Genomic DNA, 22,658 nt, shown 5'->3' on the forward strand with positions numbered 1-22,658 from the left:
TGGGGGCGAGTACCCAGCATCCGCTGGCGTCGTCGATGATCACCGATACCCATGAGGCCGGCGGTGGCGTCAAGCAGGCGTTGGCGCAGTACAACTTTTCCGGCGATATCGGCAAGACCCTGATTCCGGGGCTGGTGGGCCTGTTGCTGACGGTGCTCAGTTGGCGCGCCAGTGTGACCCTGATGGGGCTGCTCGGGCTGGCGGCCGCCGGGTTGCTGTGGTGGTTGATTCCGGCGCAGGCGGCGGAGTCGTCCAAGCCTGAGAAGAGCGCCAAGGTAGTCAGCGGAAAAGGCTCGGCCAGCGGGCTGCGGGCACTGATTGTCACCGGCACGCTGGACAGCGCGGTGCGCATGGGTTTCCTGACCTTCTTGCCGTTTCTGCTGAAAGCCAAGGGCGCCGGCACGGCGGGTATCGGCCTGGCGTTGACGATGCTGTTTGTCGGCGGGGCCTTCGGCAAGTTGCTGTGCGGTTACCTGGGCGCGCGCATCGGCATGATGAAAACCGTGTGGCTCACGGAGTTCACCACGGCGCTGTTGATCGTGCTGGCGGTGTACTTGCCCTATCTGGGCCTGATGGTGGTCTTGCCGCTGCTGGGGCTGGCGTTGAACGGCACCTCGTCGGTGCTCTATGGCGCGGTGCCGGACCTGGCGGGGGCGGGCAAGCGCGAGCAGGCGTTCGCGGTCTTCTATACCGGCACCATCGGCGGCGGGGCGCTGGCGCCGGTGCTGTTCGGAAGCCTGGGGGACGTCACTGGCGTCCCCGTCGCGGTGATGGTGCTGGCGGCTACCTTGCTGCTGACGTTGCCGCTGTCCTGGTTCGTGCAGCGCGGCCTGGACGCGGATGCCCGGCTGGCCTGAGCCGGCTCAGGCTTCGCGTCCGTGGGCTGTTGCGGCCAGTTGCTCGGTATCGACCCGCACAAAGATCGAGTCGCCAACCGCCGTCAGCACATCGCCAGCGTAGACCTCGCAGATCACCCGGCTCTTGCGGCCGAGTTCGCCTTCGACCTTGGCGCGCAAGGTCAGGGGTACACCCATCGGCGTCGGCTTGATGAATTTGATGCCGAGGTTGCCGGTCACGCAGTTGATCCGCGGCAGGCTGTCCAGGGCGCGTTTTTCGGCGCGGTAGTGGTAGGCCATGGCGGTCCAGTTCGAGTGGCAGTCCACCAGCATGGCGATCAGGCCGCCGTACACCAGTTCGGGCCAGCCGCAGTATTGGCTGTCCGGCAGGTGCTCGGCCATCACATGCACCCCATCCTCATGCCAGTGGCTCTTGATGTGCAGGCCATGGGGGTTGCTGCTGCCGCAACCAAAACAAACGCCGTCCGGCGCGGTGCTGTCTTGCAGGGAGAGTGGGTGCATGTGTCTTTACCTTTTTTATTGTTGGAGAGGGCCCTGGCGAAGCTCTCAGGCCGCCGCTTGTGCCTGTATCTGCAGCTCGCCGTCGACATCCTTGACCAGCCCGCTGGCCAGCAGCAGCGGCAGCAGGCGCTTGTGCAACTGCGGCTCGACGAACTCCTTGACGGTGTCCAGCGCCAGGTTGCCGCTGGCTTCCAGCTCGGCCTTGGTGTAGGACAACCAGGCCTTCTTCAGCACCAGCAGCACGTCGCTGCCGGCGGTGGTGGCGAAGCGGCGGTGGGTCACCCGGCCGTCGAAGTCGAAGCTGTGCTGGTAGGCATAACCGCTCTCGTCACCCGCGCTGGCGACACAACGACCGCAGGTGCATGCGCCGTCGCCGAAGGCCGTGCGCAGGTAGGTGTTGAAGTCCACCACGGGCTTGAGCCCCAGGCGCTTGTCGACTTCGAACAGATCCCCGGTCATTTTTGCTTCACTGCTCAAGGTCATTTTCCTCATGTTCAGGTGGTGTATTACGTCAGGGGCGCACCTTAACAGCCAGATCGGCGGACGGGTACTTTTCTGCCGCCATCAGGGCCGGATTGCCATCTGCTAGGATTCTCAGCGCGCTGCCCCGGGCGCGCTGCCTGCACCTTGTCCACCGCTGATTCCTGCGAGGAGAAAGTATGTCGATCTATGCCATGACCGTCCCCTGTTTCGCCCAGATGCTGCGGGCGTTGAACAGCTTCTTGAACAAGGGCGAGGAACATGCCCGCGAACGGCACTTCGACCCGCAGGTCCTGCTGCAGGCGCGCCTGGCGCCGGACATGTATGACCTGGCGGCGCAGGTACGCTTTAGCTGCACCCAGGCCCGGGAAGCGGTCCAGCGCCTCAGCGGCCTGCCGGTGACCGGGTTGCCGGCGCCGGCCAGCATGGCCGAGGCCAAGGCACTGATCGAGCAGACCCTGGCGTTCCTCGCCGAGGCGGATCGAGCACTGATCGAGAGCAGCGGCCAGCGCGCCGTGGCCATCGAGCTGCCCAACGCCATCGCCTTCGACATGACCGGCGAAGAATACGCCCGCAACTGGGCGACGCCGCAGTTCTATTTCCACCTGGTCACGGCCTACGACATCCTGCGGCATAACGGTGTGCCGCTGGGCAAGGCCGAGTACGCGCAGCATATGTTTGCCTATCTGCGCCAGCCACAGGGCTAGCGCCGGCTACCGGCCTAGATATCCCTGCCGAGAAAACTGTCGACCGAATATCGCGGCGCTGCACCAGTGGTTGCTGCCCGAGGCCGGCCGCGGCGCGAGCCGTGAACAAGTGGCCATTAAAAGAGCGGCACATTGCCTTCTCCGACACGGCATCGTGCTGGCCCCGCAAGCGCCGAATCACCGCCAAAATCACTTTAATTTCAGGTGGTTAGGTAGATCGAAAAATGCGCAATGTGTGGATGACGCTGACCTCGTTCGCCTTGGTCAGCATGGCTGTCGCGGCCGAGGGCAAGGAGTTGCCGGCCAATGACCGGTATGTGTGCAGTTGGGGCGCGGGGACGGCGGCGCGGGCGCAGGAGCTGAAACTGTCTGGGGTTTCGCTGTATGCCGCGCGGCAGAAGCTGCAGACCTACAAGTTCAGCAAGGGCTGGATGCGCATGCTGGCCCTGGGCATTACCGAACAGACCTACGACAGCCCCTCGCGGGCCAAGCCGGCGACGGTGCGGCAGAGCTTTTACGACGACTGCGTGCGCTACAAGCTGGCGCGCAAATAACCCGAGGGGAAGGCGTGCGGGGTGGCCGGTTGCCCGGGCTGCCATGCTGGTACGGGCGCCGGCGATCCTGGGGCGAGGCACGTCGGCCTTGTCTCATGCCCCCGGAGCTTTGGCCCATGGGCCGACAGAACCCGCCGCCATCTGATCCGTATTTTTCTTCGTCACCTGCGTCTGTATCGGGATCAGATCTGGCCTGACAATAACGCACCCCTCAGGCGCACCGGCCTGCCAGCTGGAGCCTGAGGCGGCGTTCTGCTTTTCGCGTTGGCGAAAACCTATTGTTCAGGAGGCCTTTATGGCGAAGATGGCGATTTTCTTGTTTGGATTCTTGGCGCTGACCATTGCGATTGGTCTGCTGGCGACCATCTCCCCGGTCTGAGGGGATACCTCAGGCCCGCCCAATCTTTTTAAGGGCAGGCCAAACCGCTATTTCGAAAACTTCCTCGCCCCGGCCACACACAAAATCACTGCCACGGTCACTCCCAGCATGCCCAGGCTGACCTGTTCATGCAGCAGGGTGGCGGCCAGGGCCAGGCCAAAGAACGGTTGCAGCAATTGTAACTGGCCGACGGCGGCGATCCCTCCCTGGGCCAGCCCGCGGTACCAGAAGACAAAGCCGATCAGCATGCTGAACAGCGCGACATACGCCAGGCTCAGCCAGGCGGGCAGGGTGATGCCGCTAAACGAAGATGGGGCACGCAACAGCGTCAGCACCGCCATCACCGGCAGCGCCAGCACCAAAGCCCAGGAGATCACCTGCCAACCGCCCAGGGTCCGGGAGAGCTTGGCGCCTTCCGCGTAACCCAGGCCGCAGACCAGAATCGCCAGCAGCATCAGGATGTCTCCGGCCGGCGCGGCGTTCAGCCCCTGGGACAGGGCAAACCCCACCACCAGCAGGCTGCCCAGCACCGAGAACAGCCAGAACACCGGCCGCGGCCGCTCGCCGCCGCGCAGCACGCCGAACACCGCGGTGGCCAGGGGCAGCAGGCCGAGGAAGACGATGGAGTGGGCGGAGGTCACGTACTGCAAGGCCAGCGCGGTCAGCAGCGGAAAGCCCAGAACCACGCCCAGGGCGACTATCGCCAGGGGCCACAGCTGGCTTCTACTCGGGCGCTTTTCCTTGAACAGCAGCAACAGGCACAAGGCCAGGACGCCGGCGATGCTGGCGCGGGCCACGGTCAGGAACAGCGGGTCGAACTCCAGCACGGCCACCCGGGTGGCCGGCAGCGAGCCGCTGAAAATCAGCACGCCGATAAAGCCGTTGAGCCAGCCGCTCGCGGCTTTTTGTGTGCTGGGGTGTGGCAGGGGCGATGTCCGTTCCATTCAGGGGCTCAGCTCTGTTCAAGGGTAGGCGCCGCGCTTCAGGGCGAGATTGCGCCTGGGCTGTTCAGGCCCCATCCTAGGAGTGCCAAGCAATACAATCAAAATATTGTCATGGATACATTGCCCTATGGCCCGTGCCCGCTACAAACAACTGGTCGATGGTTTTGCCGCCGATATTCGTGGCGGTGCATTGCCGCCGGGCACCCGCCTGCCGACCCACCGCGAACTGGCCGCCAGGGAAGGGCTGGCCCTGGTGACCGCCTCACGGGTGTATGCCGAGCTGGAGGCCATGGGCCTGATCAGTGGCGAAACCGGGCGCGGCACTTTTGTCCGCGAGACGGCGTTGCCGCCGGGGCAGGGCGTCGACCAGCAGGCGACCGCGGCGGGCACCCTGGATCTCAATTTCAACTACCCGGCGTTGCCCGGGCAGGCCGAAGTGCTGCGCGGTGGCCTGCGCCAGTTGGCGGCTGCCGGTGACCTGGAGGCGCTGCTGCGCTACCAGCCCCACAGTGGCCGCAGCCACGAGCGGGCCACCGTGGCCGGCATCTGGCGTGTCGCGGGTTGCAGGTGGAAGCGGACCAGGTGTCGATCGTCAGCGGCGCCCAGCACGGCCTGGCGACCACGGTGATGGCGCTGCTCAAGCCCGGCGATGTGGTGGCCACCGATGCCTTGACCTACCCGGGGTTCAAGGTGGTGGCCGAGGCCCACGGCGTGGAACTGGTGTCGATTGCCCTGACCGAGCACGGCCCCGACCTGCAGGCTTTCGAGCGGTTGTGCCGCAGCCGGCGGGTGCGGGCGGTGTATGCCATGCCGACCCTGCACAACCCCATGGGCTGGGTGCTGGACCTGGCGTGGCGCGAGCATTTGGTACGGATCGCCCGGCAGCATCGGCTGCTGATTATCGAGGACGCCGCTTATGCCTTCCTCGCCGAGAATCCACCCGCGCCTCTGGCGGCCCTGGCGCCGGAGCTGACGGTGTATGTGTCGGGGTTTTCCAAGAATGTCGCCACCGGGCTGCGGGTCGGCTTTGTGGTCGCGCCGCTGGCCTGGGTGCCGCCGATCGAACGGGTGATCCGCGCGACCACCTGGAACACTCCCGGGGTGATGACAGCGCTGGTCTGCAACTGGATCGACGACGGCACGGTGCAGCGCCTGGAAGCCGAGAAACGCCAGGACGCGACCGCCCGCCAGGCCCTGGCCAGGGAGGTGCTGGCCGGCCTGGCGTACATCGGGCATCCGGCGTCCTATTTTCTCTGGTTGCCGCTGCCCGAGGAGGTGCGCGCCGATCAGGTGGCGATGGCCTTGCTGCGGGAGAAGGTCTCGGTGTCCACCGCCGAGCCCTTTGTCAGCGCCGCGCCGGTGCCCCACGCCATCCGCCTGGCCCTGGGCTCGGTCGAGCTGGATCAGTTGCGGGTGGCATTGGAAAGGGTGCGGCAGGTGATTGGCCAATACGCCTATTGAAGGCTCCCGCGCGGCAAGGCGCGGGAGCCTGCGGCCGTCAGACCTTGAACTGAGTCACCAGGCCGTTGAGTTCCACCGCCAGGCGTGACAGGTCCTGGCTGGCGGCGTTGCTCTGGTTGGCCCCGGCCGAGGTCTGGGTCGCCAGGTCGCGGATGTTCACCAGGTTGCGGTCGACCTCGCGGGCGACCTGGGCCTGCTCTTCGCTGGCGCTGGCGATCACCAGGTTGCGTTCGTTGATCGAGGTGATGGCCTGGGTGATCTGGTCCAGGGCCAGGCCCGAGGCGCGGGCGGCTTCCAGGGTCAGGTGGGCGCGTTCGTTGCTGTGGCGCATGGCGCTCACCGCACCTTCGGTGCCTTCTTCGATGGTGTTGATCATGCTTTCGATTTCCTGGGTCGACTGCTGGGTGCGATGGGCGAGGGCCCGCACCTCATCGGCGACCACGGCGAAACCGCGTCCGGCATCGCCGGCCCGGGCCGCCTCGATGGCCGCGTTGAGGGCCAGCAGGTTGGTCTGCTCGGCGATCGAGCGGATCACCTCCAGGACCTGGCCGATATTGCGCACATCCACCGCCAGGTGTTCGACCTGCTCGCAGGTGCGGGTCACCTCGTCGGCCAGGTCGCCGATGGAGTCGACGGTGTGTTGCACCTGCTGCCGGCCGTGGTGGGCGGTGGCGTCGGTTTCCCGGGACGCCTCGGAGGTGCTGACGGCGTTGCGCGCCACTTCTTCCACGGCCGCGGTCATCTCGTTGACCGCGGTGGCGGCTTGTTCCAGCTCGTTGCTCTGCTGGTGCAGGGTCTTGCTGGAGTCTTCGGTCACCGCATGCAATTCCTCGGCGGCCGAAGCCAGCTGGCTGGAGGAATCGGCGATCTTCTGCAGGGTGCCGCGCAGGCTGTTCTGCATGCGTTGCAGGGCGTGCAGCAGGCGCGCCGGCTCGTCGTTGCCGGTCACGCTGATGGCATGGCACAGGTCGCCGCTGGCGATGGTCTCGGCGACTTCCACGGCCTGGCCCAGCGGCCGCACGATGCTGCGGGTCAGTACGATGGCCAGGCCGACAGTCAGCACCAGCACGATGGCCAGGATCGCCAGCACCAGGCCGACGGCGCTGTGGAACACTTCGTTGCTGCGCGCGGCCGCCGCTTCACCGCCGTGGGTGTTGACCTCGACCACGGTCAGCAACTCCTTGAGCATGGCGTCGGCATTGGCCAGGAACGGCCCGCCGTCGACGATCGCGATCGCTTCGTCCTTGCGGCCCTGGCGCGCCAGGTCGAGGACGCGCTGCTGGTCCTTGAGGTACAGCGCCTTGACGCCCAGGTAGCGCGCGTACGCGGCCTTTTCCTCGGGGGCGATACTGAGTTTTTCGTAGACCAGCTGCTGGGCCGACAATTGCTCCTCGAGCTGATTGATCCGGTCCAGCAGGGCCTCGACGTCGCTTCTGTCGCGCACCACCAGCTGGCGCAGGGTCAGGGTACGGATCTGGGTGCTGGTCAGGGCCATGGCGTTGGCTGCGACGATCGAGGGCAGCCAGTTCCTGTCGACCTCGAGCGACTGCTCGTTCATGCGGCGCATTTCCAGCAGGGAGAAGGTTCCGAGCGCAACCGCCAGCAGCGCGATCAGGGCAAAACTGAGGCCTGCACGGCGGGAAATGTTCATCGATCGTAAAAGCATGACTGTGTTCCTTGTGGCGGCAAAAGGCACAACCTGCGCGGCATCCGGCAGGTTCGCAGCAAAGCGGCGCGCGCTCGGAAAGGCTCCGGGGCGTCGTCGGTTCTTGCAGGCAAGGCAGGCGGGAGGCGCATCGTGGCGCCTTCTTTATGGGGGCTTCCGGTGTGGACGGGGTTGCACGGGCCCTGGCCGGAAAGGTGGCGATGATATCACAATGATGTCGCTGTTTTGACCGGAGCCCCCCGTGCTCGGCCGATGAAAAAAGGCGAGCTGCGGCTCGCCTTCTATTTTTCAGGTATTTGCGGGGGCTGTCGTCAGTCGTCCTCGGCTTCATCCAGGAGCGAGACGTAGCTCTTGATGTCGAAGCGGCTGTCTCTGTTGAAGGAAAGCCAATTGGAGAGGCTGCACAGAAACGCGAAAACCGCGCTGTCCCCGGATGCCTCGAAGTTTCCAGAGGGTTCAAAGCTGAAAAAGTAAGCGGGTTCCAGGCAGAGGATTCCTGTGGGGTAATGCTGATTTTTCTCTCTGCATTCTTCAAACAGCCACTTGGCAATGGTGTCTTTGTCCGGTCCTTTGAAAGCAATGATGTAGGACGGGACCAGGTATTCATTTCTGAAAATGAACTTCTCTTTCGACTTTTTCCGTTGTAGCTGTTGGACCGCATGGCTTTGTGCGAATGCCTCGACCTTCTGCTTCCGCAGGTCGGACTTCACTTCGATGGCGGCCGCCACGGTATCGGCAAAGTACAGCCGTTGCTTGCCGGAGGTGATGGGCAGGCTGAAGCTTTGCTCGCACTCGAGGACGATATCGATCTGGCCCGTGGTTTTTCCGTAGCCGTCCATGATGACGCCGGAGCCATAGCGGATGTTGTGCGGCAGAACCCGAGCCAGCAGGCTTTCGATGATGAGTTCCCTTTCGTTGCCGATGACCGTCGAAGGGTACTTTTGCGATTGCTTGTGCCCAAGCATCAAGTTTTCTTTCAGTGTCTCGATGCTGTTGAGCAACAGGTCTTTCCCTGACATGACTCACTCCGTCTATGCAATGTATGGGGCAAACAGCCCCGCTTGAGGCCGAGGCTGCCCGACAGTAAGGAAACGGGGCGGGGGTGTAAAGGCGTTTGTGGAGCGCCGCAAGGCCCCTGCAGGCGGCTCCGTAGGCCCGATCTCAGCCGTGCTGGATGCCCGCGCGTTTGAGCAACTGCTTGCAGCGCTCGGACAGGTGCGTCACCCGCAGGTGCTTGCCGGCCTTGCCGTAGCGTTCGCGCAGGGTTTTCAGGGCGGCGATGGCCGAGTAGTCGACGAAGCTCAGGTGGCGGCAGTCGAGGGTCACCTGGGCCGGGTCGCCCGCCGGGTCGAAGTGGTTGAGGAAGGAGGTGGTCGAGGCGAAGAACAGGGTGCCGTGGACCCGGTACAGCTTGCTGCCGTCGGCTTCCTCGTGGCTGTCGGCGTAGAGCTCGCGCGAATGCTGCCAGGCGAAGTTGAGGGCGGCGATGACGATGCCGCACAGCACCGCGATGGCGAGGTCGGTGAAGACCGTAATGATGGTCACCGCGACTATCACCAGCATGTCGTTCAGCGGCACTTTGTGCAGCACCCGCAGCGAGCCCCAGGCGAAGGTCTGCTGGGCCACCACGAACATCACCCCGACCAGCGCCGCCAGCGGAATGCGCTCGATCAAGGGCGAGAGGAACAGCACGAACAGCAGGATCATCGTCCCGGCGACCACCCCGGACAGCCGGCCACGGCCGCCGGAGCTGAGGTTGATCACGGTCTGGCCGATCATCGCGCAACCGCCCATGCCGCCGAACAGGCCGGAGGCGATATTGGCCGCGCCCAGGGCCACGCATTCGCGGTCCGGGAAGCTGCGGCTCTCGGTGATTTCGTCGGTGAGGTTGAGGGTCAGCAGGGTTTCCAGCAGGCCGACCATGGCCATCAGGAAGGCGTAGGGGGCAATGATGCCCAAGGTCTCCAGGTTCCACTGGATATCCGGCAACGCCAGGCGCGGCAGGCCGCCGGCGATATGGGCCATGTCGCCCAGGATGCGGGTCGGCAGGCCCAGCAGGTAGACCAGCAGGCCGACCCCGAGGATCGCCACCAGCGCCGGCGGCACCGCGCGGCTCAGGCGCGGCAGCAGGTAGACGATGGCCATGGTCAGCGCCACCAGCCCGAGCATCAGCCACAGGGACGTACCGCTGAGCCAGCGCTCGTCGGCCTTGAAGTGTTCCAGCTGGGCCAGGGCGATGATGATCGCCAGGCCGTTGACGAAGCCGAGCATCACCGGATACGGCACGATCCGCACCAGCTTGCCCAGGCGCAGCAGGCCGAAGGCGATCATGACCAGGCCGCCCAGCAGCACCGTGGCCAGCAGGTACTGCACGCCGTGTTGCACCACCAGCGCGACGATCACCACCGCCATCGACCCGGCGGCGCCGGAAATCATCCCTGGGCGGCCGCCGAACAGCGCGGTCAGGGTGCAGATGATAAAGGCGCCATACAGGCCCATCAGCGGATTGAGGTGGGCGACCAGGGCGAAGGCGATGCACTCGGGCACCAGCGCGAAAGAGGTGGTGAGTCCGGCCAGGACGTCGGCGCGAAGGCGAGCGGGTTTCATGGTTTACCTGAGAGGGCGGCCAGGAGAGCGGCCGGGGTTGCGAGGGAATGTCGAAAGGCGGCGAATGTTACGGAATAACCTCTGCGCCGGCCACCCGGGGCTTGTATTGCCGGGCGCTGGCGGCAAGACTGCGCAGCCGCACAGCCCCGGCGATCGATGCCGGGCCGCCAAGGAGCCTCCATGCCATCAAGCAAACGCGAGCAGGCGCGTCTCGAACGCCGCCTGGTCGCCAGCCTCACCGACGCCTGCGAAACCGCCAAGGCGGAAATCGTCGGGTTTTCCTGGCTGACCCATGTGGCCGATCACGCGGCGTTTCCCGCCAGCCTGAGGGTGGTCTGGGTCTTCGACACCCAGGCCAGCAAGACCCGGGCCCTGGCCTGCGGGCAGGGCGAACGCATGCTCGAACTGACAGCCATGGCCCTGCATGACGCCGGCCTGGAGTTGCAGGCGCTGGCGGCCCACGTGCGGTACGACAGCGAAGAACAATGCCAGCGCATCAACGGCGGCAACTGGCAAAAGCGCCTGGCACGGCTCGGCTGAGAGCCGCTGGAAAGCGCGGCTAAACGCCGCACCCGACCATGGTCGCACACAACCTGTCATCCATTTGGCAGGAAGCGGGGCGTCGCGTTTTGCTACCATGCGTGGCTTTTACGGATGAGCCGCCCGGCGGGTCGTCTGGATTTTCGGCTCCTCAAAGGGCGGTAACGAATGAGTGTTTTGTTGAGTCGCCGCGAGGTGATTGCAGGTATGGGGGTGTTGGGTCTCGGTCTTCTGGCCGGCTGCGATACCCGGGGCCAGCTGTCGTACAAATATGGCAAGGATCTGAGCGACAAGATCATGGGCCGTACCTTCAAGCTCAAGGACACCGAGGGCAACGTCAGGACGCTCTCAAGCTATAGCGGCCTGATGCCGATGGTGTTCTTCGGTTTCACCCAGTGCCCGGCCATCTGCCCCACGACGCTGGCGCGCGCGGCCCAGGCCAAGAAACTGATGGGCCGCGACGGCGACCGCCTGCAGGTGATCTTCATCACCCTGGATCCCGAGCGGGATACCCCGGAAGTCCTCGACGCCTACGTCAAGGCCTTCGACCCGTCGTTCGTCGCGCTGTACGGCACGCTGGAGCAGACCGCGGCCACGGCCAAGGAATTCGACGTGTTCTACGAGAAGATCCCCAGCGGTTCGACCTACACCCTGTCCCACACCGCCACCAGTTTTGTCTACGACTCCCGGGGCACGTTGCGCCTTGGCTTGTCCCAATCGCTTACCGCGCAAGAGTGCGCGGAAGATCTACTGACCGTCATGGAGGTCTGCTGATGTACCCGGCCCTGAATAAAACCGCTATCGCCCAACGCGCCAAGCGCATGCTGATCGGCCTGTCCCTGCTGGGCCTGGCTGGCCAGGCCGCGGCCCAGACCCAGGTCGATGACGCCTGGGTACGCGCCACCGTCGCCGGGCAGCAAGCGACCGGGGCCTTCATGACCCTGACCGCCAGCGACGACAGCAAGCTGCTCAGCGTCGAGTCGCCAGTGGCCAAGATCGTGCAGATTCACCAGTCGAGCATGCACAACGATGTGATGAGCATGCGCCCGGCGGACTTCGTCGCCTTGCCGGCCGGCAAGGCCGTGGCCCTGGATCCCCATGGTTATCACGTGATGCTGATCGACCTGGTGGCCCAGGTGAAGGAAGGCGACAAGGTGCCGCTGACCCTGGTGGTGGAAAACGCCAAGGGCGAGAAACAGTCGATCAAGGTCGAGGCCCAGGCCCGCGCGCTGAACATGGCCGACCACAGCAAGATGCAGCATTGATGGTTCGCGGCACTTGCGACGACCGGCAGCCAGGCTGAAGCATGGCCAAGGAAATCGACAACCCCTGCATCGCCGTTTGCCAGTTGAGCGGCGACCTGTGCCTGAGTTGCGGGCGCAGCAAGGACGACATCCGCCAATGGAAGCGCATGAAGCGCCCGGAAAAGATGGCGGCGGTGCAGCGGGCGAGCCAGCGCTTGAAGGCGCTGCGCAAGAAAGGCGGCGGTGCCAGCCGCTGATTTTCCCCAGCCGGCCATTGCGTGCCGGCCTTCAGACTCCCGGCGTTTGCGCCGCACACTCCTGCAACCAGGCGATACAGGCCGAGACCCGGCGCGGCAGGGCCTCCAGGGTCGGATGGACGATGTAGTAGTCGTATTCGCCGCTGCGGGTAAACCCGGTGAACGGCAGCACCAGCCGGCCTTGCCCGATGGCCTCGCTGACCAGATGCTCGCGCCCGATCGCCACGCCGGCATGGTGGATGGCGGCGGTGACACACAGGTCCGAGCGATCGAAGGTTACCCCGCGTTTCGGCATGGACACACCACCGCCGTGCTGGCGAATCCACAGCGCCCATTCGGAGTCGAAGGTGGCGTGGTCCCAGGCCAGCGAATCATGCAGCAGGGTGCACTGCTGTAATTGTTCGACTGCCCCGGTCAATCCATGGCGTTCGGCGTATTGCGGGCTGCACACCGGCGCGACCCGTTCCTGCATCAGCTTGTGCGCCACCAGCCCATGGAACTCGCCATTGCCGTAATACAGCGCCAGGTCGATCTGCCGGGTGCGGAAGTCGATGCGGTCGTTGCCTACGCGCAGGTCAAGCCGGACCCCGGGAAAGCGCAGGCCGAACTCGGCCAGGCGCGGCACCAGCCAGGAATGGGCGATGGACGGATGGGCGTAGAGGGTCAGCGGCCCGGCCAGGTCGGCGTCGACCGGCTGGGCCAGGACTTCGGACAGGTCGCCCAGGGTCTGCTGGAGAATCGCAAAAATACGCTCGCCGGCCTCGGTCAGTTCAACCCGCCGGGTCAGCCGGCGGAACAGCTGGATCGACAGCTCCGCCTCCAGCCGGGCGATGCGATGGCTGACCGCGCTGGCGGTCAGGCACAACTCATCGGCGGCCTTGCTGAAGCTCAGGTGACGGGCCGCGACCTGGAAGGTGAACAGGTTCGAGAACTGGCTGCTGTTGAGCTTGGCGTCCAGTCGGGGCGGTAGGTTGTACAAGCCGGCGCTTCTCCTGTCGGTCTGTTATGAGCCTTGCAGCACCCGGGCACCTTGCGCCAGATAAGCCTGCATCTCGGTGTCCGGGACCATGCTGCCGCCCGTGGCCCAGACCAGGTGAGTGGCCCGGGCGTACGCCTCGGCGCTCATGCCGCTGCGCCGCAGGTACTGCTCGCGCTGCGCCTGCACGCGGGCGATGCCCGGGACACCGGCCACCGCCGAGGGCTCCAGGTGCAGCTGTTGGTGCTTGGCCATCAGCCAGACCAGGGCATGCAGTTCGTCGTCGCTGACCGTGTAGTAACCCTCGATCAGCCGCTGCATGGCGCGGCCGACAAACCCCGAGGCGCGGCCGACGGCCAGGCCGTCGGCGGCGGTGAGGTTGTCGATGCCGAAGTCCTGCACCGACACCTCGTCATGCAGCCCGGTGTGCACCCCGAGCAGCATGCACGGCGAATGGGTGGGCTCGGCAAATATACAGTGAACGGCGTCGCCGAACGCCAGCTTCAAGCCGAACGCCACGCCGCCAGGGCCGCCGCCGACGCCGCAGGGCAGGTAGACGAACAGCGGATGCTGGGCATCGACCCGGACCCCGGCCTGTTGCAGTTGCCGGCTCAGGCGCTCGGCGGCCACGGCGTAGCCGAGGAACAGGTCGGTGGAGTTCTCGTCATCGACGAAATGGCAGGCCGGATCGGCGCTGGCCTGCTGGCGCCCCTGGGCCACGGCGATGCTGTAGTCGCTTTCGTACTCCATGACACTCACCCCGTGGGCGCGCAGCTTGTCCTTCTTCCATTGGCGGGCGTCGGCGGACATGTGCACCGTGACCAGGAACCCCAGCCGGGCGCCCATCAGGCCGATGGACAAGCCCAGGTTGCCGGTGGAACCCACGGCGATCCGGTAGTGGCTGAAGAGCGCCCGGGCCTCGGGCGAGTCGAGCACGCTGTAGTCCTGGTCCAGGCGCAGCAGGCCGGCCTCCAGGGCCAGGTGTTCGGCGTGCTTGAGTACTTCATAGATACCGCCGCGCGCCTTGATCGACCCGGAGATCGGCAGGTGGCTGTCCTGCTTGATCCATAGCGCGCCGGGCAGGGCCTGGCCATAGCGGCCGGCCAGCACCGCCTGCAAGGCTGGCAGTGGCTGGATCGGCGATTCGAGAATGCCGTTGTTGGCCAGGGTCTCGGGAAAGGCCACGCGAAAATAGGCGGCGAAACGCTCGAGGCGCGCGCTGGCATCGGCCACGTCGGCGGTGCTCAGCGCCAGGTCGCTCAGGCCATCGGCCAGGGGCGCGCGGGTGGGGGTGAACCAGGTGGTTTCGCGCAACGCCATCAGCTCTTCGAGCAGCGGGTAGCGGCGGGTCCAGGTAGCGAGTGGCTGGCCTGCGATCATGGGGATGACTCCTGTGACAAAGGTTTTAAATGAAATGAGCGAGGCTCAGGGTCAGCAGCAGGGCCACCACTGAGGCCAGGACCGTGGCGCTGGTGAAGGTCTTGAGCGCGTCGGCCAGCGACACCCCGAGGTATTCCTTGACCACCCAGAAGGCCGAGTCGGTGACGTGGGTCCAGCCGATGGCCCCGGCGCCGATGGCGACCACGATGATCTCCTTGCTGTAGCCGGAGTCGACGCCCAGGGTCGGCAGCACGATGGCGGCGGCGCTCATCATGGCCACGGTCGCCGAGCCCACCGCGAAGTGCATCAGGCCCGCCACCAGCCAGGCCAGCACCACCGGGTTGATGTCCAGCCGGGTCAGGGAGTCGGCCAGCACCTTGCCCACGCCACTGTCGATCAGGATGCCGTTGAAGGCGCCGCCGGCACCGATGATCAGCAGGATGCTGGCCAGTGGCGGCAGGCTTTTCTGGGTGTGCCCCAGCAGGTCCAACATCGACAGGCCACGGCGCAGGCCCAGGGACCAGTAGGCGAAGACCACGGCGATCACCAGCGCCACCAGCGGGTTGCCGAAGAACGACAGCAGCACGGACAGGGTCGAGCCGGCGGGCAGGGCGCTGGCGAAGGTCTTGCCGATCATCAGCAGCAGCGGCAGCAAAATGGTCAGCAGGGTCAGCCAGAAGCCCGGCAGCACTCGCGCGCCACGGGCCTGGCAACGCTCCTCGAGGAAGGCTGCTTGCCAGGGTTCGGCCTGGCGGCGCGCCACCAGGCGGATCCATAGCGGCCCGGCGATCATGGCGGTGGGCAGGCCGACGATCAGGCCGTAGAGGATCACCTTGCCGACGTCGGCCCCCAGCAAGTGGGTAATGGCCATGGCCGCGGGGTGGGGCGGCAGCATGCAGTGCACGCACATCAGCGACACCGCCAGCGGCACGCCGAGGTACAGCAGGTTGAGCCGGGTTTCCTTGGCCACCACGTACACCAGCGGAATCAGCAGGATATAGCCGACCTCGAAGAACACCGGGATACCGGCGATGAACCCCACCAGCATCATCACCCAGGACGCGCGCTGCTCGCCCAGGGTGTTGAGCAGGGTCTGGGCGATGCGTTCGGCGCCGCCCGATTCCTCGAGCATCTTGCCCAGGATGCTGCCCAGCCCGATGATCGCGGCGAGAAACCCCAGGGTATCGCCCAGGCCCTTCTGGAAGGATTCGAGCATGCCGTTCAAGGGCATCCCCGAGCCCACTCCGACCAGGCCGCAGGCGGCGATCAGCGCCAGAAAGGCATGCACCCTGAACCTGACAATCAACACCACGATCATCACGATCGCGGCCAACAACACCCACAGCAACGCGCCACTGCTTTGCATCGGCCAACCCTCTTATTGATTTTGTGACGGGGTCCGTCAAAGGACTTCGCGGGGCGAGAGTTAACTATCGGGCGCGCGGGGCTGACAAAAGATCATTGGTCAGCAGATGGGTGATGCTGGGTCAGGCGTGGGCACGGGTGTGGGAATGGGAGGGGCAAGGCCGATCTGTCCGGCCGTGGAAGCCCGGGTCACGGACGCGACCCGGTCGAGGGTTGTGAATCAGCCGGCGGTGCTTTCCGGCAATTTGGCGATGACCTTGATCTCGAAGTCGAAGCCATACAGCCAGGTCACGCCCACGGCGGTCAGCGTCGGGTGCGGTGCTTTCCCCCAGAACTCCGGCACCACCTTCCAGATGGTTTCGAAGCGGGTTTCGGGATCGACGATAAACACGGTGACGTCGATCACCTCGTCGAAGGAGCTGCCGGCGGCGGCCAGGATTGCGTTGAGGTTAGTGAACGCGAGGCGCACCTGGGCCTCAAGGTCCGGCTCGGGCGAGCCATCGGCACTGCTGCCGACCTGGCCCGAAACGAACAGAAAGCCATTGGAGCGGATCGCCGGTGAGTAGCGGTTGCGCTGGTAAAGCGCCTGGCGTCCGGGCGGAAAAACCGCGTCGCGCTGAGTCATGTGTTGCCTCCATCGATAAGGGTCGAAGCCGACCTGGAATGAACGATGAAGCCGACTCTAGGCACTTGCGCCTGGCCGATAAACGAGCAACCGTAGCCATCACTGTTTGTGGAATCCAAACAATCCAATGGTTAGCCGGGGTGGAAATGGACCGTTTTGATGCGATGCAGGCCTTTGCCCGGGTGGTGGAAGCGGGCAGCTTCACCAAGGCCGCCGACACGCTGCACATGAGCAAGACCAGCGTGACGCAACTGGTGCAGCAGCTGGAGGCACGCTTGCGGGTCAAGTTGCTCAACCGCACCACGCGCCGGGTCCACCTGACGGCCGACGGCGCGGTGTATTACGAACGCGTGGTGCGCCTGCTGGCCGACCTCGACGATGCCGAGACCAGCCTGTCCAGTGCCTCGGCGGTGCCCAGGGGACGCTTGCGGGTGGATGTGCCCAGCCCGCTGGCGAGCATGATCCTGGTGCCGGCGCTGCCCGGGTTCCACGCCCGCTACCCGGACATCCAGATCGACCTGGGCGTCAGCGACCGCATCGTCGATGTGCTCGGCGAGAATGTGGATTGCGTGGTGCGCGGTGGCGAGCTGACGGACCAGTCACTGATGGCGCGGCGGATCGGCGATCTCCAGTTGGGGGTGTATGCGGCGCCCAGCTACCTGGAGCGTCTCGGCACCCCCGTGCATCCGCAAGAGCTGGAGGATTCCTTGCATCGCATCGTCGGTTTTCTCTGGGCGCGCACCGGCAAGGCCTTGCCGTATGCCATGCGCAACCACAACGAAAGTCTGCAGATCAAGGGCCGCTACGTGCTGGCGGTCGACGATGGCAATGCCTACCTCGCCGCCGGCCTGGCGGGCCTGGGCATACTCTGGCTGCCGGACTACATGGCCAGGGCGCACCAGGAACGGGGCGAACTGGTGCGTCTGTTCGAGGATTGGCAGCTCGATCCGATGCCGATCTACGTGGCGTTTCCGCCCAACCGGCATATCAGCATCAAGCTGCGGGTGTTTATCGACTGGGTCGCCGAACTGATGGCCCGGCACGCGCCGGTCGCCAGCCGAGCGGGGGCGTGAGGCGGTCGGCTCTATAAATTTCTGCCGGCCCCCCGAAACCCGCCGGAGCAGCTTTACTTGTCCAGGCAAGTCGCGCCTGTAGATGGCCGTTCGGCCGCCGCATTCTGCCCGGGACCGGCATGGCGAGAAGGACACGGAGTGTCGTTCAACCCCGTACACAACCCTTGTCGCCTCCCTGACATGAACGCCTGCTGGAGCCGTCGTTTGCTGGCCAGTACCTCAACGCAGTCTGGTCGCGCCCGCGCCATCGCCGCCCGGGCGCCGCCTCTTTAAAGGAGTAAAGAAATGACTCAGTACGACAAACAACTCAGCAACCCCAAACAGCCTTCGCGGCAGGCGCGCCTGGAAAGCACCGGCGCCGAGCGCCTCACGCTGGCCAACGCCGGACCGATCCAGATGGGCTTCTGGGTGCCCAACCGGGTGTGGGCCACGGCCAGGTTCCTGGTGCCGCTGCGCGACCTGATCGCCGAGAAGAAAAAGGCCGGCACCCTGACGCCGATGCGCGCGGAAATCATCGAGTTCAAGACCTGGGTTACCCACAACAGCGTGTACCGCATGTGGATCAACTCGATGATCGAACAGTCGAACGACTACGTGGCGACCCTGGACGAGGCGACCAAGGAGCAGATCAAGGACTCGGACGGCGATGCGCTGTGGATCGCCGGCTATGACAGCTTCTTCGAGATCCTCAACGAGATCATCAGCACCTCATCGTCGTTCAACGCCACGGCCCAGGTCGGCACGCCGATGAACGCCTTCCTGGCGGTGTCGATGGGCACCGAGGCGGGCGTCGCGCTGTTCCATGACACGACCTTCAACCAGCAGTTCAAGAAGGTGCTCAACGCCTGGAACAGCTTCCTCAAGAGCAGCGCGTCCCTCGACAAGCTGGATATCAACGACCCGGAAAAAGCAGGCTCGTGGATCTCCAAGGCGGCCCACGAGGCCGGGGTCTGGACGCAGATGGAGCATGATCCGAACCTGCCCGGCTACGGCTTCGATTCCTGGAATGCGTTCTTCATCCGCAAGTTCGTGCCTGGCGCGCGGCCGTTCCAGGGCAACGCGCTCACCCAGGTCAATATCGGCTGCGAGACCACGCCCTGGCAGTACGAAAACAACGTGGCGTTCGAGACCGAATTCTGGATCAAGGACGTCAATTATTCGCTGCTCGACCTGTTCGGCGGCCAGGAGCAGTGGGCCGCTCCGTTCCAGGGTGGGCAGGCGTACCAGGGCTTCCTCTCGGCGACCCATTATCACCGCTGGAACGCGCCGCTCGACGGCAAGCTGGTGCGCTCCTGGGTACAGCCGGGCACCTATTTCGCCCAGCGTCCGGCCCAGGGCGAAGGCGAGGGCACCTGGGAGGGCACCGAGTCGCAGCCGTATCTGGGGCATGTCGCCGCCCGGGCGATCTTTGTCTTTGAGCACCCGACCTGCGGGTATGTCGCGCTGATCTGCATCGGCATGGTCGAGGTCTCGACCTGCGTGATCGAACCCCAGTTCATCGTTGACCAAGGCGCCGCCCCGGTGAACATCACCCGCGGCACCGAGATCGGGCATTTCGAGTTCGGCGGTTCGACCCACATGATGATCTTCCAGAAGGACCGGGTGCAGCTGGAAGCCTGGGCGTTGAATGCGGTGCAGCACCAGAACGATCCGCAACCGACGCCCATGGGCACGGTGATCGCCACGGCGTTGCTGAAGGAGTGAGCTGCTGAGTGCAGGCGACGGCGCGCTCGCGCCGTCGTCTTTAAATGCTGTCAGCCGTTGGCCTAAACCAGGTATTTGCGAAACCACGCCAGCGTCCGGTCCCAGGCCAGGGTGGCGGCTGCCTCGTCGTAGCGCGGGGTCGAGTCGTTGTGAAAACCGTGGTTCACCCCGGGATAGATATAAGCCTCGTAAGTCTTGCCCGCGGCTTTCAGCGCCTGCTCGTAGGCCGGCCAGCCTTCGTTGATGCGCGTGTCCAGTTCGGCGTAGTGCAGCAGCAGTGGCGCCTGGATTCGGTCGACCTCCGCGCTGTCCGGCTGGCGTCCGTAAAAGGGCACGGCTGCCGCCAGTTCGGGATAGGCCACGGCCGCGGCATTGGCCACCCCGCCGCCATAGCAGAAGCCGGTGATGCCGACCTTGCCGGTGCTGGCGTCGTGCTCGAGCAGCCACTGGATGGCGGCGAAAAAGTCGTTCATCAGCTTTTCCGGATTGACCTTCTGTTGCAGTTCGCGGCCCTTGTCGTCGTTGCCCGGGTAGCCGCCAACCGACGTCAGGCCGTCGGGGGCCAGGGCGATGAAACCGGCCTTGGCCAGGCGCCGCGCGACGTCCTCGATATAGGGGTTGAGCCCGCGGTTTTCATGGGCCACCACCACCGCCGGCAACTTGCCTTCGGCATTTGCCGGGCGCACCAGGTAACCCCGGACCTGTTCGTGGCCCTTGGGCGAGGGGTAGGTGATGTATTCGGCGACGATCTGCGGGTCGGTGAACGACACCTGTTCGGCCAGGGCGTAGTTCGGCGTCAGGGCGGCGAGGGTGGCGCTGGCGGTCAGCCCGACCAGGGTGAAGGCCGCCGCCCGGTCGAGGAACTCGCGGCGGCTGATCTTGCCGTGGGCGTAGTAGTCGTAGAGTTCGAGCAACTCGGGGGCGAAGTCTTTGGCACTGAGACGTTCCATCGCGCGCTACCTCTTCAATCATGGGGGACGTCCTGGTGCCGCACGGCTTGTAGGCGGGACAGGTTCGACCTGGGATTGAATCAGTAAAGCAAGCCTGGGCCCCGGCGGCCAATGCGCAGGGTGAGCATTGTGTTTGGGCGGGGCCTTGGCTAATCTCGCATAAACACGCAAAAGCAGGCATAAGCATGCAAAACCAGCATTCAGTCGCCGAGCTGCCCCATGTGCGCCGGCAGAAGATCCTGTTGCTGCTCGAGCGCGACGGCAAGGTCATGGCCTCCGAGCTTGGCCAGCATTTCGCGGTCTCGGAGGACACCATCCGCCGCGACCTGGCGGAGCTGGCCGATGCCGGGCTGCTGCAGCGGGTGCATGGCGGCGCGCTGCCACGACCCAAGGACACCGGCAAGGATGTGTTCACCCGCCTGGGCGAAAGCAGCGAGGTCAAGCGCCACCTGGCCAGGCTCGGCGCGCAGCGGGTGCAGGAAGGGCAGATCGTGATGTTCGACTCGGGCTCGACCACGCTGCTGATCGCCCAGTCGCTACCTGCCGATATCGGCATCACCGCGGTCACCGCTTCGCCGCTGATCGCCATCGCCCTGGCCGAGTACCCGCGCAGCCAGGTGATCCTCGCCGGTGGCCGGCTCAACCCGGCGACCCTGTCTTCCGGTGGCCATGAGGCGGTACGCCTGATCCAGGGCATCCGCGCCGATCTGCTGTTCACCGGAGTGTGCGCGATTCATCCGGAAGTCGGCATCACCTCGCTGCACTTCGACGAGGTGCCGGTGAAACAGGCCCTGCTCGACAGCGCATCCCAGGTGGTCGCGGTGACCACCGCCGACAAGCTCGGCGCGGTGGAACCCTTTGCCGTGGCGCCGTGCAATCGCCTGCATACGCTGATCACCGAGCAGCACCTGGCCTCGGGCAGCATCGAGGACTACCGGCGCCTGGGCATCGAGGTGGTGCAGGCGCCGGTGTGACGGCAGCGTGAGGTGCCGGGCTTTATGGCCTGGCATCCGCGCATTCATCACGACGCGGCCCAGGCCTGGGGCGGTGGATTGCGAGTGCGGACTTACGGCAAGTCAGACCTGAGATGCTGCGCGCTTATTCGACCCGGCGGAACACCAGGGCCTTCAGGCCGCTTTCGATATCGGTATCGGGAAACTCCGGCGGGTTGTCCAGGCGTTGTTCGAAGCGCAGTCCCGGGGCTTCGCGGGTAACGCTGTCGATCAGGAAGTCCGAGGCGACGGCCGGGTCGTTCATACAGGCCAGCACGCAGCCGTCGGCGGTGAGCAATTCCGGCAAGCGCCGCAGTACCCGGGCGTAGTCCTTGGTCAGCAGGAAACTGCCTTTCTGGAACGAAGGCGGGTCGATGATCACCAGGTCGTAGGGGCCGGCGTTCTTCACCTTGCTCCAGGACTTGAACAGGTCGTGGCCGAGAAAGGTTACCTGGCTCAGGTCGTGGCTATTGAGCCGGTGATTGTCGCGGCCTCGGCTCAGGGCCGGGCGCGACATGTCGAGGTTGACCACATGGGTCGCGCCGCCTTCGATGGCCGCCACCGAGAAGCCGCAGGTGTAGGCGAACAGGTTCAGCACGCGCTTGCCCCGGGCATTGGCGCGCACCCAGTTGCGACCGTAGCGCATGTCGAGAAACAGGCCGTTGTTCTGCTTCTTGCCCAGGTCCACCCGATACCGCAGGCCTTCCTCGACCAGGGTCCATTCCTCGATAGGTTCGCCCACCAGCCAGTCCACCGGGCTTTGCAGCTGATAGCGGTGTTGCAGCAGCAGGGTATGGGCGCCACAGGCCTGCCACTGCGGCGAGGTGCTGATCGCCAGCAGCAACTGCTTGAGCGCCTCCAGCTGTTCCGGCTCCGGCTCCTTGAACAGCGCCACCAGCACCACGCCCTGCAGCCAGTCGACGGTCACCTGCTCCAGCCCCGGCCAGCAACGACCGCGGCCATGGAACAGGCGCCGGGTTTCCGCGGGAGCGGACGCCAGGGCTGTCAGCAGGTGATGGTGCAGGATGGAGAGGGCTTCGGAGTTCATCGAAGGAGGGCCGGCAATAAAAGGGCGGGCATTTTAAACACAAATGCCACGTGGGGAACGCGGCAAGTCAGTGGCCTGCACCCTTGCCGATGGCCGGGTGCCATGTCGAGCGGGGCTACCGATCAGGTGTGGAACAGGGCGATGGCAAAGGAAACCACGATCATGCAGGCGACCGCAAAATTGATATTCATGACGTACTTGTCCGACGGTATTGAAGGTGGCGCCATTCTGAAGGCATCGGCGGAAAATAAAAAATCCGCTTTCATGATTTGAATGATCGACGGCAGTGATGATTGGCGGCGTCGTGCCCGGCAGGCCGTAAAACGGGGAGCGAGTGGATATCTGCGC

At 65.1% G+C, this 22,658-nt stretch carries 23 protein-coding genes and 2 pseudogenes; 12 read left to right on the forward strand and 13 right to left on the reverse strand.

The annotated features are described in order from the left end of the window. On the forward strand, positions 1-857 hold an 857-nt coding region (locus J4D28_RS13440; protein ID WP_207246424.1), incomplete at its 5' end, for an MFS transporter. 6 nt (positions 858-863) lie between these two features. Here J4D28_RS13440 and J4D28_RS13445 read toward each other — a convergent pair. Together J4D28_RS13445 and J4D28_RS13450 are read right to left on the reverse strand one after the other, a co-directional pair. Continuing rightward, a complete protein-coding gene (locus tag J4D28_RS13445) occupies positions 864-1,358 on the reverse strand; it encodes a PaaI family thioesterase (protein ID WP_009048310.1) in 495 nt (164 codons plus the stop codon). A gap of 45 nt (positions 1,359-1,403) precedes the next feature. After that, complete coding sequence (locus J4D28_RS13450) at positions 1,404-1,841, reverse strand: hypothetical protein (RefSeq protein WP_101282165.1); 438 nt, start codon at positions 1,839-1,841, stop codon at positions 1,404-1,406. Between the two features lie 176 nt (positions 1,842-2,017). Here J4D28_RS13450 and J4D28_RS13455 point away from each other — a divergent pair, with 176 nt between their 5' ends. Both J4D28_RS13455 and J4D28_RS13460 read left to right on the forward strand, forming a co-directional pair. After that, positions 2,018-2,545, forward strand: a complete 528-nt coding sequence (locus tag J4D28_RS13455) for a DUF1993 family protein (RefSeq protein ID WP_103331076.1) — start codon at positions 2,018-2,020, stop codon at positions 2,543-2,545. Positions 2,546-2,769: 224 nt separating this feature from the next. Further along, positions 2,770-3,099 (forward strand): hypothetical protein, encoded by a 330-nt coding sequence (locus tag J4D28_RS13460; RefSeq protein WP_009048313.1) that lies wholly within the window; start codon positions 2,770-2,772, stop codon positions 3,097-3,099. A gap of 426 nt (positions 3,100-3,525) precedes the next feature. Here J4D28_RS13460 and J4D28_RS13465 read toward each other — a convergent pair whose 3' ends face one another. Then, positions 3,526-4,422: a DMT family transporter gene (locus J4D28_RS13465; RefSeq protein WP_103331075.1), complete on the reverse strand. Its 897-nt coding sequence runs from the start codon at positions 4,420-4,422 to the stop codon at positions 3,526-3,528. A gap of 127 nt (positions 4,423-4,549) precedes the next feature. Between J4D28_RS13465 and J4D28_RS13470 the strand changes: the two are divergent. Beyond that, positions 4,550-5,883, forward strand: a pseudogene (locus J4D28_RS13470) (PLP-dependent aminotransferase family protein). 37 nt (positions 5,884-5,920) lie between these two features. Here the strand turns inward: J4D28_RS13470 and J4D28_RS30695 are convergent. From J4D28_RS30695 to J4D28_RS13485, 4 genes and pseudogenes are all read right to left on the reverse strand, one after another. After that, entirely contained in the window at positions 5,921-6,784 is an 864-nt protein-coding gene (locus tag J4D28_RS30695; protein ID WP_371356844.1) for a methyl-accepting chemotaxis protein, read from the reverse strand. Further along, positions 6,779-7,549, reverse strand: a pseudogene (locus J4D28_RS30700) (MCP four helix bundle domain-containing protein); the annotation flags it as partial. The gene J4D28_RS30695 and the pseudogene J4D28_RS30700, both read right to left, overlap by 6 nt. Before the next feature lie 311 nt (positions 7,550-7,860). Next, entirely contained in the window at positions 7,861-8,568 is a 708-nt protein-coding gene (locus J4D28_RS13480) for a DUF6602 domain-containing protein (protein ID WP_009048317.1), read from the reverse strand. Positions 8,569-8,710: 142 nt separating this feature from the next. Next, on the reverse strand, positions 8,711-10,156 hold the full coding sequence (locus J4D28_RS13485; RefSeq protein WP_103331074.1) for a SulP family inorganic anion transporter: 1,446 nt from the start codon (positions 10,154-10,156) through the stop codon (positions 8,711-8,713). A gap of 180 nt (positions 10,157-10,336) precedes the next feature. Here J4D28_RS13485 and J4D28_RS13490 point away from each other — a divergent pair, with 180 nt between their 5' ends. The 4 genes from J4D28_RS13490 to J4D28_RS13505 all read left to right on the forward strand — a co-directional run bounded on the left by J4D28_RS13490 (position 10,337) and on the right by J4D28_RS13505 (position 12,197). Beyond that, positions 10,337-10,696, forward strand: coding sequence for a hypothetical protein (locus J4D28_RS13490; RefSeq protein ID WP_041986859.1), 360 nt, complete (start codon positions 10,337-10,339; stop codon positions 10,694-10,696). A 168-nt stretch (positions 10,697-10,864) separates the two neighbouring features. Next, a complete protein-coding gene (locus tag J4D28_RS13495) occupies positions 10,865-11,470 on the forward strand; it encodes an SCO family protein (RefSeq protein WP_007924889.1) in 606 nt (201 codons plus the stop codon). Further along, positions 11,470-11,961 (forward strand): copper chaperone PCu(A)C, encoded by a 492-nt coding sequence (locus tag J4D28_RS13500; protein ID WP_009048321.1) that lies wholly within the window; start codon positions 11,470-11,472, stop codon positions 11,959-11,961. Before J4D28_RS13495 ends, J4D28_RS13500 begins: the two co-directional genes overlap by 1 nt. A gap of 41 nt (positions 11,962-12,002) precedes the next feature. Further along, positions 12,003-12,197, forward strand: a complete 195-nt coding sequence (locus J4D28_RS13505; RefSeq protein WP_007924891.1) for a DUF1289 domain-containing protein — start codon at positions 12,003-12,005, stop codon at positions 12,195-12,197. A gap of 31 nt (positions 12,198-12,228) precedes the next feature. Here the strand turns inward: J4D28_RS13505 and dsdC are convergent, their stop codons facing one another. From dsdC to J4D28_RS13525, 4 genes are all read right to left on the reverse strand, one after another. Then, the gene (gene dsdC / locus J4D28_RS13510; protein WP_053268709.1) at positions 12,229-13,176 is read right to left on the reverse strand and encodes a DNA-binding transcriptional regulator DsdC; all 948 of its coding nucleotides are present in this window, start codon (positions 13,174-13,176) and stop codon (positions 12,229-12,231) included. 24 nt (positions 13,177-13,200) lie between these two features. Further along, entirely contained in the window at positions 13,201-14,553 is a 1,353-nt protein-coding gene (locus tag J4D28_RS13515; protein ID WP_103331073.1) for a D-serine ammonia-lyase, read from the reverse strand. Between the two features lie 25 nt (positions 14,554-14,578). Then, positions 14,579-15,919 carry a gluconate:H+ symporter gene (locus J4D28_RS13520; RefSeq protein ID WP_009048325.1) on the reverse strand — a complete coding sequence of 447 codons (1,341 nt, stop codon included), beginning with the start codon at positions 15,917-15,919 and terminating at the stop codon, positions 14,579-14,581. A gap of 219 nt (positions 15,920-16,138) precedes the next feature. After that, positions 16,139-16,543: a RidA family protein gene (locus J4D28_RS13525; protein WP_009048326.1), complete on the reverse strand. Its 405-nt coding sequence runs from the start codon at positions 16,541-16,543 to the stop codon at positions 16,139-16,141. Positions 16,544-16,689: 146 nt separating this feature from the next. Between J4D28_RS13525 and J4D28_RS13530 the strand changes: the two genes are divergently transcribed. Both J4D28_RS13530 and J4D28_RS13535 read left to right on the forward strand, forming a co-directional pair. Further along, positions 16,690-17,616, forward strand: coding sequence for a LysR family transcriptional regulator (locus J4D28_RS13530; protein ID WP_009048327.1), 927 nt, complete (start codon positions 16,690-16,692; stop codon positions 17,614-17,616). 285 nt (positions 17,617-17,901) lie between these two features. Continuing rightward, positions 17,902-19,320 carry a phosphatidylserine decarboxylase family protein gene (locus J4D28_RS13535; RefSeq protein WP_103331072.1) on the forward strand — a complete coding sequence of 473 codons (1,419 nt, stop codon included), beginning with the start codon at positions 17,902-17,904 and terminating at the stop codon, positions 19,318-19,320. Between the two features lie 62 nt (positions 19,321-19,382). Here J4D28_RS13535 and yghX read toward each other — a convergent pair whose 3' ends face one another. Further along, on the reverse strand, positions 19,383-20,270 hold the full coding sequence (gene yghX / locus J4D28_RS13540) for a YghX family hydrolase (RefSeq protein ID WP_103331071.1): 888 nt from the start codon (positions 20,268-20,270) through the stop codon (positions 19,383-19,385). 185 nt (positions 20,271-20,455) lie between these two features. Here yghX and J4D28_RS13545 point away from each other — a divergent pair, with 185 nt between their 5' ends. Further along, positions 20,456-21,244 (forward strand): DeoR/GlpR family DNA-binding transcription regulator, encoded by a 789-nt coding sequence (locus tag J4D28_RS13545; RefSeq protein WP_009048330.1) that lies wholly within the window; start codon positions 20,456-20,458, stop codon positions 21,242-21,244. 124 nt (positions 21,245-21,368) lie between these two features. On the opposite strand, the gene J4D28_RS13550 is transcribed toward J4D28_RS13545, so the two are convergent. Then, positions 21,369-22,310 (reverse strand): class I SAM-dependent methyltransferase, encoded by a 942-nt coding sequence (locus J4D28_RS13550; protein WP_009048331.1) that lies wholly within the window; start codon positions 22,308-22,310, stop codon positions 21,369-21,371. 141 nt (positions 22,311-22,451) lie between these two features. Between J4D28_RS13550 and J4D28_RS30440 the strand changes: the two genes are divergently transcribed. Beyond that, positions 22,452-22,583 (forward strand): hypothetical protein, encoded by a 132-nt coding sequence (locus J4D28_RS30440; protein WP_016702842.1) that lies wholly within the window; start codon positions 22,452-22,454, stop codon positions 22,581-22,583. The last annotated feature ends 75 nt before the right edge of the window (positions 22,584-22,658 follow it).

It is taken from the genome of Pseudomonas sp. GW531-T4 (assembly GCF_017349615.1).
GTDB lineage: Bacteria > Pseudomonadota > Gammaproteobacteria > Pseudomonadales > Pseudomonadaceae > Aquipseudomonas > Aquipseudomonas chlororaphis_I.